This is a genomic window from Halomicronema sp. CCY15110 (assembly GCF_016888165.1).
Taxonomy (GTDB): domain Bacteria; phylum Cyanobacteriota; class Cyanobacteriia; order Phormidesmidales; family Phormidesmidaceae; genus Halomicronema.
The window spans coordinates 1-7307 of the sequence record NZ_JACSWC010000180.1 but is presented as its reverse complement, the minus strand read 5'-3'; the positions used below and the strand labels follow the sequence as shown (position 1 = coordinate 7307).

Genomic DNA, 7307 nt, shown 5'->3' with positions numbered 1-7307 from the left:
CGACTCCGCTCAACTCTCGATACTGGTAGGTTGAGCGAAGTCGAAACCGGATTGAACGGGTACTTTATTTAGTTGCACATCCCTAAGGCCGCGTGCGCCAGCCCCGTGACTAGCCCCAATGTTATTGCGCCTCGTCGCCGTCATCGGGTAAGTCCTCTTGGGTGATTTCTGGCGGCGGGGTATCGAGCAGATTTTTTTTCGACAGTTTGAGCTGTTTCCATAACTGCTTGATCTCTTGATAGGCTTCCTCTGACTCGATTTTGCCCCCAGTTTCCAAGTTGCAAATGTAAGACACCCGCTGCGCAAACTCTTGCAAATTTGAGTTAAAGGTCAAATTGGGTAATGTCGGCTTTCCCCAATAAGAGCTGCGGGGTGTCAAGAAATCGTCTTTGGCGTTGTTATTGGGCATGGTGAAACACAGAGTAAATGCCGAAGGCAAACCAACCGCTGAACATGTCTACTGATTAAGGATAAAGGGTGATTCTCGATCTTTCCAAAATCAACCGTGACCCTCACTACCCAGGATAGTCGTTCTCACAGGGCCGCGATCGGCCAGAGTGAGCAGACCCTGGAGGTTCGGGGAGCGGCAGTTAACCCGGCGGGCGGCGCTTTTGAGTGCATCTTTGAGCGCATCTTTACTGATCCTAATTCAAGATAAGCCACTCTTTCTGTCAGGTGCTCATGGCTCGTCGTTCTGATGTGTAGATATGCACCGGACATCTTGGTCGATCTGGGCGATCGCCGCCCTCGGTCAGTGGCCCTTTCATGAAGCTAGATAGCGGCGGGTGGTGGCGATCGCTTCCGCAATGGTGGCGACTGCCACCAGCGGCGTGGACGACAAAGGCGATAACTCTGCAACGAGGGTCTGTGGGGAGTGCAGCACAATCAGCGGCTTGCCGAGTTTGAGGGCTAGCGCCATTTCTGACAGGGTGCCGGGGCCGAGACCGCAGGCAATCACCACGCGGCTGGAGAGAATATTGATGACATTGCGCCCTTGGCCCATGCCCGTCACGATCGCAACATCAACGTTGGCCGCCATATTGGCCGTATCCGCATCGGGCAAGATGCCCACGACGAGACCATCGGCCATGTGAGCTCCGTGACTGGCGGCCGCCATAACGCCCGCCGCTCGACCCCGGTGAGTATCCCCCACCCCGCTTGCGCGATCGCCTGTCCCAATGCTTGGGCCGTTTTCATTTCAGCCTCGGTGGCGGTTTCACCGGGGCCGATGACGCCGATTAAAATTTTTGTCATTTCAGATCATGCCAAAGCGATTGGCATTGTGGTGATCAGTCCAACACAGTCCATCCTGATCCTGGGGAAGCTCGGGGCTGCATGGCGCGATTTCGACCCGCAAGCTGCTCCGAGCGCTTTTTGGTTGGCAACAAAATTTGACATTGGCCCTCCTTTCAAACCCCATGGGCATCGATTAGATTAGATTAACCCTGTCCTTGCGATGGGCTTTGGCTCGATTCATAGCGTTGGTGGAGATGCGTTCAGGCTTACTCAAAATGATTCGGCAGTTAGCCAGATCTGGCCGTTGGTATGGCAGTCTGGGATTGCTGAGTGGTGGGGCGATCGCCCTCACCGCTTTGCCGAGTCCAGCAGTGAACGACATTCACGTCCAATTTGGCCCGCTGCAAACGCGGGTCACCGTGGATGATCTGGCGACGTTTGCCCAAACCGGACAGATTTCCCCCCAGTTAGAGCCGTGGCGACCCGTGTTGACCCCAGCGGTGCAGCAATCGCTCCAGCGCCGCCTAAATGTGGAACCCGACCTGCGCGATCGCTTTTTAGCAGACTTGATTGGGACGCCCAAAGGGCAGCCCTTTGTGACCGCCCTGGCGCAAATCGCCCCCGACCTCACGCCTGCCATGGTGCAAGCGGCACTGCAAACGGTCGAGGAACATCCCCAAGGGGTGACGGCGGTGACGCTGCTCGAAGCGTTGCCCAATGACACCTTGACCTTAGACGGCCTGGCTCTGATGCGGTTGGTCTCACAGTTAGGGCTGTCGCAGCTCGAACAAACGACCCTCAGTCGCATCCTGGACCGCGAACTGACGACGGTCGGAGGGCCTGCCCTCACCAGCGAATTGGCTCCGGCCCAGCCGGGTCCCCATGTGCCCCAGCGCTGGGCCGTAGCGTTTCGTGACCATGAGCGCGATCGCATCGTTCCCGTTGATTTGTACTGGTCTGAACAAACGACCGGCCCGATGATTGTGTTGTCCCATGGGTTGGGAGCCGACCGCTACTTTCTGCGATATTTGGCTGAGCACCTCGCCTCCTACGGGCTGACAGTGGTAGCGTTAGAGCATCCCGGCAGTAATGTGGATGCCCTTATCCAAGCCGACGGGGCCATCTTATCCGCTGAGGAATTTATTGAGCGCCCCCGGGATGTCAGCTTTATTCTGGATCGGTTAGCTGAGCTGCATGAGCATTCCTTTTTTCTTCGCGATCACCTTCGCATGGATTCGATCACGCTGATTGGTCACTCCCTGGGGGGCTATACCGGCCTAGTGTTAGCGGGCGGCAAGGTCGATCCCATTGCCCTGGCGGATGCTTGCGCGACGTTAGAAGTGGGGGCATCGTCTCCTGCTGACTGGTTTCAATGTGCCGCGACCGAGGCCCAATTTCCCCCCGAGAGCTTGGCCGACCCGCGCATTACGCAACTCGTATTGATGAATCCGCTGGCGGGGCAACTGTTTGGTGATGACGGATTGCGGGCGGTGAAGCTGCCCACTCTGGTCGTTACGAGTACCAATGACGGCATCGCTTCGGTGTCGGATCAACAATTACGCCCCTTTAATCAGTTGGCGGGGCCGCGATCGCTGGTGGCGATTATTGGCGGTACCCATCTCAGCGTTGGCGATCCGGAAAATATCAATCCGGCCCTCACCCAAGTCCCCTTAATGCCCGAGCATCCGCCGAACGAAACCGCTGCCCTCCGTACCTATCTCAAGGGCGTCGTGTTTAGTTTTGCTATGCAGCAGACCCCGCAAGCCCGCACCTATCAACCGTTTTTGAGTGCCGAGTATGCGGCGCAGTTTTCGACGCCCGCCTTACCCCTGCGGTTTAGCGATCGCCTACCCAGCAGCGTCAACCGTTGGCTCACTAACCGCGATCGCCTGGCCCGTCGCCTCACCCCGACTCTTAAAGGCATTGCGTCACTCATGCATCTAGAGTTCATTGACGTGCAGTATCGCCTCGCCAATCTGCGCCGAGATACCGTTGCTCAGGCTCCCATTCGTCCGCTAGATCTCGCTGCCCGCATTGCGCCCCGACCCCACGGGCCGTTTCCCATCGCGAATCAGTTACGCCCTACTCGTGCGTCCGACCGTCCGGCAGAATCGCCCCCGTCAGCACCGCATTCCGCAAATTAACGTAGTCCATGCTGGCACTAATCATGACGGCTTCCTTTAAGTCAGCGCCGCTCAAGTTAGACCAGCTCAGCTTGGCCCGATAAAACGTCGCTCCCCGCAACTCGGCTCCCCGCAAGGAACTCCAGCTCAAATTAGCCCCCCGCAAATTGGCCTGTACCAAGTGGGCATTGACCAGTGTGCTCCCCTGAAGCTTGGTACGGCTAAGATCAGCCCCACTCAAATCGGCATTGTCTAAATTAGCACCGCTCAGAGAAGCCGAGGCCAAGTTTGCCCCCGTTAAAATCGCTCCGGTCAGCATGGCATTGGCAAAACTGGCCCCCTCTAACTTGGCCAGCGTGAGATCAGCCTCGATTAAATGACAGCGGTTCAGTGCAGAATGGGACAAATTGGCTTCCCGCAGGTGTGCTTCATCGAGTACCGCTTCATTCAAATTGGCATCCTGAATAGTGGCTTTATTTAAGATTGCCTTGGTTAGATTGGTGCCCCGGATACCCGCTTCGTTCAGGTTGGCCTCCGTCAAATTGGCATGGGCCAAATCTGCCCCAATCAGATTCGCGAGTTCGAGTTGAGCCCCTTGTAAGTTAACCTTCTCAAGCTTTGCCTCACGAAAGTTGGCACCTTTTAAGTCGCATCCGGATAAATCAGCGCCGTTCAAGGTCGCCTGACGCAAATTAATATCTCGCAGGTTTTCATTCGCGAGGTTAACGCCCCTCAAATCTACTCCCCGAAAATCTCTTTCTCCTGAGGCGTATCGCGTAATGATTTCATTCGCATCCATGTGATCGAAACCTTAATTCAGGAACTTATTAATATTGTCTCGTTGATGAAGTTTCTGAGCAATGATACGCCCTGGAACAGGGGGGCTGGAGCTCGGGCGCAGCGGAAACCATCCTGACAAGGAGACGGGTCTAAGCAAACAGCAGCAGCACTTTATGGTGGGGTCATCTTAACGCGATTTCGGGGGCTGACTGCATTCGCAGGACAAATTGTAGCCCGCCCTGGGACGGCGTTTTGCCGAGTCGGAGGATTCGATCTTGTGCCTTAGATCGCAATGATCCATAGACTGGCAACGCGATCGCGATCGCCACTCCCTGCTGGAATTCTGCCGTAATAACTTCACAGAACTTTGCTTGTTGAGCGCATTCATGGTCAGGGAAGTCGCTGATTGCCAGTCATCTGACGGGCATTTTCTTCGACTCCCCAGCGATCGCATCGGACCTCTCTTGAATCGCAGACTGCCCTTTTTTGCCAATACTTAGGCCGATTCATACCACCCGATCGCTCCCGTTTGAGGGAGCCATTCAGCCCAGTCGAACCTCGAAAAAATCAGCATTTTTATGATGGGTCAATGATCGAGTCTATGCTGGGAGTCCAGGTGAATTCGATAGGATTAGGGAGCATTTTTCAGTACAGGCGGACAAGGTAGTCATGTCAGAGAACCGTAGAAGTCAGGTCGTTACCCAAGGGGTACAGCGCACGCCCAACCGAGCGATGTTGCGGGCGGTGGGATTTGGCGACAATGACTTTACCAAGCCCATCATTGGCGTTGCCAATGGCTACAGCACGATTACTCCTTGCAATATGGGCATTGGCGGTCTCGCCGATCGCGCTGAGGCGGGCATTCGCGATGCTGGCGGCATGCCCCAGATTTTCGGCACGATCACGATTAGCGACGGCATCTCCATGGGGACAGAGGGCATGAAGTATTCCCTCGTTTCTCGCGAGGTGATTGCCGACTCGATTGAAACGGTGTGCAACGGTCAGAGTATGGACGGGGTGATTGCGATCGGCGGCTGTGATAAGAATATGCCGGGGGCGATGCTGGCGATGTGTCGGCTCAACATTCCGGCGATTTTTGTCTATGGTGGCACCATCAAACCCGGTCACTACGAGGGTGAAGATCTGACTGTGGTTAGCGCCTTTGAAGCCGTCGGTGAATACAGCGCTGGGAAAATTGGTGAAGAGCGCCTGATCGGGGTGGAACGCAATGCTTGCCCGGGGGCCGGTTCTTGCGGCGGCATGTTTACCGCTAACACGATGTCTTCTGCGTTTGAGGCGATGGGCATGAGTCTGATGTATTCATCGACCATGGCCGCAGAGGATGCCGAAAAAGCGGACAGTGCGGCCAAGTCGGCGCAGGTTTTGGTGGAAGCAGTGCGCAAGCAAATTTTGCCCAGCCAAATTCTGACCCGCAAAGCGTTTGAAAATGCGCTGTCGGTGATTATGGCGGTGGGCGGTTCCACTAACTCGGTGCTGCATATGCTGGCGATCGCTAATGCGATCGATGTGCCCCTCACCATCGACGATTTTGAAGCCATTCGCCGCAAAGTGCCCGTCCTCTGCGACCTGAAACCATCGGGGCGTTATGTCGCGACGGATTTCCATCAAGCCGGTGGTGTTCCTCAAGTAATGAAGATGCTGCTGAGCCAGGGACTTTTGCACGGCGATGCCCTCACCATTACCGGACAAACCGTTGCCGAACTATTAGCCGATATTCCCTCTGAGCCGCGCGCTGATCAAGACGTGATTCGCACGTTTGATCATCCCATGTATCCCCAAGGGCACCTGGGCATCCTCAAGGGCAACCTGGCGACGGAAGGGGCCGTAGCGAAACTGACGGGCATCAAAAAGCGCCAAATCACTGGCCCAGCTCGGGTGTTTGAGTCGGAAGAGGAATGCTTAAAGGCGATTCTCGATAAGCAAATTGTGGCGGGTGACATTGTTGTCGTGCGCTATGAAGGGCCGAAGGGTGGCCCCGGTATGCGGGAAATGTTAGCGCCCACCGCCGCCATCATCGGCGCTGGACTGGGGGACTCCGTCGGCTTGATCACCGATGGCCGCTTCTCTGGGGGCACTTACGGTATGGTGGTGGGCCACGTTGCGCCCGAAGCCGCTGTCGGAGGAGCGATCGCTCTGGTGCAAGAAGGCGACGCGATCACCATTGACGCTGACCACAACCTGCTACAGCTCAATATTTCCGATGCAGAACTGGCGCAGCGGCGGGCCGCTTGGCAACCGCGCAAGCCCAACTACACTCGCGGCATTTTGGGCAAATATGCCAAGCTCGTATCTTCCAGCAGTCGCGGTGCCGTCACCGATCTCGATTTGTTTGAGTAAAGACCACGTCCAACAGGAGGGCGCGATCGCGCCCTTGCCTGACTTCAACAGTGACACCTCTGGCCCGAGCCGCATTGCGACTCGGGCCAGAGATTTTGAGGGTCACATTGTCACGACAGTACCCGCCATCAACGGTCAATTGGAGTTGCCGCTTGTAGCGCTATCTCCAATTGATCGTTGATGGCAATGGTGTGGATCTGCTCCTCTGATCATTAGACTGATCGGGACTAGGAATTGTGCTCGCGATCGCGCGTTAACTTCACAAAACAGTATTCTTCCAGTCATCTAGACCAATTTCGCACTACCAACGAAGGCTCTCCCTGGGTTCGTGTGAGCTTGAGCCCTTGCTTGGACGCATCAGCAGCAGTCTTGGGCTTGCACATAACCTTGTTCCACACCAAGTCAAGGAGAGCCCCAACGAGCAGAATCCATTGCCAGCAATAACCACAAAATCGACGACTCTAGTTACGAGTGGCTGTAGAGCTTGCGACTCATGTCGGCGCAAACTCATTACCCCTTTTCAGGAACCTTGGTGATTCAATCATCTCTGAAAGCTTGATTCACAATTTCGAGATCTGTCTCGGAGCACCTCTTTACTCTGTATCCAAAACTCAGGCAGATTGATGAAATAGGCTGGAGTTTGAGCGCTTGCCAGGTAGTTGCCTGCTAACTGAGATGAGAAATCTGATGAAGGCCACCGTTAAGCAGTACGCTGACCTTAGCCCCAGCGGATGTTATACCAATTCTCTATAAAGCTGCATAGAATAGAGCCTCAAGGATAAAGTCATAGCCGGTCAAGGAGGCGATGGC

Annotated in this window: 5 protein-coding genes and 1 pseudogene; 3 read left to right on the top strand and 3 right to left on the bottom strand. The window is 55.4% G+C overall.

The features are described 5' to 3' along the window. Nucleotides 1–121 precede the first annotated feature (121 nt). Both JUK32_RS05195 and JUK32_RS05190 read right to left on the bottom strand, forming a co-directional pair. Nucleotides 122–409, bottom strand: a complete 288-nt coding sequence (locus JUK32_RS05195) for a hypothetical protein (RefSeq protein ID WP_204137788.1) — start codon at nucleotides 407–409, stop codon at nucleotides 122–124. A gap of 354 nt (nucleotides 410–763) precedes the next feature. Next, nucleotides 764–1197: pseudogene (locus JUK32_RS05190) on the bottom strand (cytochrome). Between the two features lie 31 nt (nucleotides 1198–1228). Between JUK32_RS05190 and JUK32_RS05185 the strand changes: the two are divergent. Then, the gene (locus JUK32_RS05185; RefSeq protein ID WP_204137789.1) at nucleotides 1229–1438 is read left to right on the top strand and encodes a hypothetical protein; all 210 of its coding nucleotides are present in this window, start codon (nucleotides 1229–1231) and stop codon (nucleotides 1436–1438) included. 52 nt (nucleotides 1439–1490) lie between these two features. Continuing rightward, nucleotides 1491–3380: an alpha/beta hydrolase gene (locus JUK32_RS05180; RefSeq protein WP_204137787.1), complete on the top strand. Its 1890-nt coding sequence runs from the start codon at nucleotides 1491–1493 to the stop codon at nucleotides 3378–3380. Here the strand turns inward: JUK32_RS05180 and JUK32_RS05175 are convergent. Beyond that, nucleotides 3319–4158, bottom strand: coding sequence for a pentapeptide repeat-containing protein (locus JUK32_RS05175; RefSeq protein ID WP_204137786.1), 840 nt, complete (start codon nucleotides 4156–4158; stop codon nucleotides 3319–3321). The genes JUK32_RS05180 and JUK32_RS05175 overlap by 62 nt on opposite strands. A gap of 650 nt (nucleotides 4159–4808) precedes the next feature. On the opposite strand from JUK32_RS05175, the gene ilvD reads away from it, so the two are divergent. Further along, nucleotides 4809–6497 (top strand): dihydroxy-acid dehydratase, encoded by a 1689-nt coding sequence (ilvD, locus tag JUK32_RS05170; RefSeq protein ID WP_204137785.1) that lies wholly within the window; start codon nucleotides 4809–4811, stop codon nucleotides 6495–6497. Nucleotides 6498–7307: the final 810 nt, after the last annotated feature.

Excerpts from the sequence above, each read along its gene's own strand:
- ilvD (WP_204137785.1), top strand. The coding sequence starts at position 4,809 with ATGTCAGAGAACCGTAGAAGTCAGGTCGTTACCCAAGGGGTACAGCGC.
- JUK32_RS05185 (WP_204137789.1), top strand. The coding sequence starts at position 1,229 with ATGACGCCGATTAAAATTTTTGTCATTTCAGATCATGCCAAAGCGATT.
- JUK32_RS05195 (WP_204137788.1), bottom strand. The coding sequence starts at position 409 with ATGCCCAATAACAACGCCAAAGACGATTTCTTGACACCCCGCAGCTCT.
- JUK32_RS05175 (WP_204137786.1), bottom strand. The coding sequence starts at position 4,158 with ATGGATGCGAATGAAATCATTACGCGATACGCCTCAGGAGAAAGAGAT.
- JUK32_RS05180 (WP_204137787.1), top strand. The coding sequence starts at position 1,491 with ATGCGTTCAGGCTTACTCAAAATGATTCGGCAGTTAGCCAGATCTGGC.